Annotated in this window: 2 protein-coding genes, 1 tRNA gene, 1 other RNA gene and 4 pseudogenes; 6 read left to right on the top strand and 2 right to left on the bottom strand. The window is 53.8% G+C overall.

The features are described from left to right. Window positions 1-13 precede the first annotated feature (13 nt). Window positions 14-118 (bottom strand): annotated as a pseudogene (locus BBW68_RS19560) (hypothetical protein); the annotation flags it as partial. Here BBW68_RS19560 and BBW68_RS20545 point away from each other — a divergent pair. From BBW68_RS20545 to tnpB, 6 genes and pseudogenes are all read left to right on the top strand, one after another. Continuing rightward, a pseudogene (locus tag BBW68_RS20545) lies at window positions 117-636 on the top strand (transposase); the annotation flags it as partial. The pseudogenes BBW68_RS19560 and BBW68_RS20545 overlap by 2 nt on opposite strands. A gap of 139 nt (window positions 637-775) precedes the next feature. Further along, a tRNA-Tyr gene (locus tag BBW68_RS04815) sits at window positions 776-859 on the top strand. A gap of 38 nt (window positions 860-897) precedes the next feature. Continuing rightward, a non-coding RNA gene (locus BBW68_RS04810) (RtT sRNA) lies at window positions 898-1,015 on the top strand. Window positions 1,016-1,139: 124 nt separating this feature from the next. After that, a complete protein-coding gene (gene xthA / locus BBW68_RS04805; protein ID WP_070134239.1) occupies window positions 1,140-1,946 on the top strand; it encodes an exodeoxyribonuclease III in 807 nt (268 codons plus the stop codon). Between the two features lie 171 nt (window positions 1,947-2,117). Beyond that, window positions 2,118-2,515: pseudogene (locus tag BBW68_RS20300) on the top strand (transposase); the annotation flags it as partial. Continuing rightward, window positions 2,512-2,658, top strand: a pseudogene (tnpB, locus tag BBW68_RS15820) (IS66 family insertion sequence element accessory protein TnpB); the annotation flags it as partial. The pseudogenes BBW68_RS20300 and tnpB, both read left to right, overlap by 4 nt. A gap of 66 nt (window positions 2,659-2,724) precedes the next feature. On the opposite strand, the gene BBW68_RS04795 reads toward tnpB, so the two are convergent. Further along, window positions 2,725-2,963, bottom strand: a 239-nt coding sequence (locus tag BBW68_RS04795) for an ATP-binding protein (RefSeq protein ID WP_186821277.1), incomplete at its 5' end; no start/stop codon positions are given.

Genomic DNA, 2,963 nt, shown 5'->3' with positions numbered 1-2,963 from the left:
CAACGTTTTCAAGTCACAATACGCGGCAGGCAAAACCTTTCAGATAAATCCCTTCAGGATAGCTGGTAATTACCAAGTGATCGGTGGCTTGGCGGAACTGCTCGATAAACTGCACGTCACCGGACGGACGCTGGGAAATCATCGGGATGGGTATCGGCGAGTCAGAAGCCAAAGCGTTCTGGCTGGCCTTCCTGCTCAGCCTGAAGGAGCGCGGCCTAGAGGGCGTAAAGCTGGTCATCTCCGACGCGCACAGCGGCCTGAAAGCGGCGATACAGCAGGTGTTCGTGCAGACCGATGAGAAAAGTGCCCATGCCACCTAGCGTGAGGTCGCCGGGCAACTGGAAAAAAGCGCGCCGGCGGTCACGGAGATGATGGACGAGGCGGAGGCCGATGTGCTGGCGTACTTCGGCGGCGTGAAGATCATCGGTGCCACCGCGCACTACGTGAATGACAATCTGGATGAAGGCCCCATCATCATGCAAGATGTTATCCACGTCGATCATATCTATACCGCAGAAGATATGATGCATGCAGGGCGCGATGTAGAGAAAAATGCGCTGTGCGCTGAGTTGTGCACTCTACTAGGTGCTGGCGCAGTGGGTATTTGTTCACAGCAACCGCACCATCATTCTGTAGTCGGATGCTGCTGTTTTATTTAACAAAACAGCAGCGCGGGTAAAATAGCAATCGCAACGCTTTCTCTTAACGGGGCGTTACAGCGTCAGTTCATCTGATAAGATGCGCCCCGCTTAACAAGCATAGCAGTAAGACCAGTGGTGGGGGTCTCAAGCGGCCAAAGGGGGCAGACAGTAAATCTGCCGTCATCGACTTCGAAGTTCGAATCCTTCCCCCACCACCATCTTCAAATGCCCGGATATCCCATTCTTGCACGACCCAGTCATCTTCCTGATGGGAAGGATGAGAAGGTTTGAGCCGAACGCAGTGAGACCATGCCACCTGTGGCGTCCGTAGGGCAAGGAGCGCAGCGACGCAGTTATCCCTTCCCCCACAACCATTTCGACATCCCCTCCCCGCTTCGTGCCACAATTTATTGCATCATCTATCGCAGCAATATTTCTTTCTCGCCCCGACTTCTGCTACCATTCTGCCATCTTTTTCGACGCTAAATGGCCTGCGCTATGAAATTTGTTTCTTTTAATATCAACGGGTTGCGTGCTCGACCTCATCAACTCGCCGCTATTGTCGAACAGCATCAGCCTGATGTTATTGGCTTGCAGGAAACCAAAGTTCGCGATGACATGTTCCCGCTCAAAGACGTGGCGAGACTCGGCTATAACGTGTTTTATCACGGTCAGAAAGGGCATTACGGCGTTGCACTGCTAGCCAAAGAGCCGCCGCTCGCCGTGCGTCGGGGTTTCGAGGGTGATGACGAAGACGCCCAACGCCGCATTATTATGGCGGACATTCAGACGCCAGCAGGCCCGCTGACCGTGATTAACGGCTATTTTCCACAGGGGGAAAGCCGCGACCATCCGACCAAATTCCCGGCGAAAGAGAAGTTCTATCGCGACCTGCAAAGCTACCTTGAGCAGCAGCAGAAAGTGGAAAATCAGGTACTGATTATGGGCGACATGAATATCAGCAGCAGCGACCTAGATGTCGGCATTGGCGAGGATAACCGCAAGCGCTGGCTGCGCACCGGTAAGTGCTCATTCCTGCCCGAAGAGCGCGAATGGATGGACCGCTTGATGAACTGGGGGCTGGTCGATACTTGGCGCGCCCAGAACAGCGACGTTAACGACCGCTTCTCATGGTTCGATTACCGCTCAAAAGGCTTTGACGATAACCGCGGCCTGCGCATTGACTTGGTACTGGCCAGTAAGCCGCTGGCGGAGCGCTGCATTGCAACCGGGATTGATTACGATATTCGCGCGATGGAAAGGCCCTCTGACCACGTACCGATCTGGGCCCAGTTTAGCTACTGATTGTTCCAATCCCCAATAGTTTTCGCGCTGCAGGAAGGTGGCAACTGAATGGATGTGCGGATGCTACTGCTGAGCTACCCTAGGTGTGGATAACGCTGAAGCATCCCGGCAACAGGCCGGCGCGACGACTAGGTTACAGACGGACATCTATGTATGGAAACCCAATCCTAGCGAAAAGATCCTCGTAAAAATTATTCGAATAACTTCAGGCTCCGTATGGTCGAACTGGTTTCCTGCCCAGGGTGCCTGCGTTGCTCAGATTGCCCGCGAAAACGGCATTAACGATAACGTCATCTTTAAAATGGTTACGACTCTGGCAGGAGGAGGGTCGCATATCACATCGCCTTCCTGCAACAGTCGAATCCTCACCATCACCGATGATGCTGCCTGTCGAGGTGATACCTGACCCAGCGCCAACAGGTGAGACGAACACAGATCCAGGTCAGCTCTCAGCGCTGAATGCCACCTCCTGTTATGTTGAGTTCCGTCACGGCAAAATGACGCTTGAGAACCCGTCATCAGAGTTGCTGGCCGTGCGGCTCCGCGAGCTGACTGGGAGAAGCCAATGATATCCCTCCCGTCAGGCACCCGTATCTGGCTGGTTGCTGGCGTCACGGATATGCGTAAATCGTTCAATGGTCTGGGCGAGCTGGTACAGCATGCACTTGATGAAAACCCGTTCTCCGGCCACCTGTTTATCTTCCGTGGTCGCAATGTGTCAATACCGATCGAATTCTGACCCACCCTGCCAAAGTAAAACTGACCCACCCCCTTTGAATTACTCGAACGTTGTTGCTTTCGTTTCCTTCTGGATTTGACCGCTTTTCAGCTTATCCTTCAATCGGTAGCATTGGCCGCTGATTTGGGCGATATGCGCATGGTGAAGCAGCCGATCCAGCATCGCTGCCGTCAGCGTTTCGTTATCACCAAACGTTCCGGACCACTGAGTAAACGGCAGGTTGCTGGTCAGGATCACGCTGCCTGACTCATAGCGTTTAGCAACGACCTGAAAGAACA

Origin of the sequence: Candidatus Erwinia dacicola, from assembly GCF_001756855.1 — a bacterium.
GTDB classification, from domain to species: domain Bacteria; phylum Pseudomonadota; class Gammaproteobacteria; order Enterobacterales; family Enterobacteriaceae; genus Erwinia; species Erwinia dacicola.
This window is presented reverse-complemented; position numbering and strand designations above follow the sequence as displayed.

Coding starts and splice junctions, on each gene's coding strand:
- xthA (WP_070134239.1), top strand. CDS start 1,140: ATGAAATTTGTTTCTTTTAATATCAACGGGTTGCGTGCTCGACCTCAT.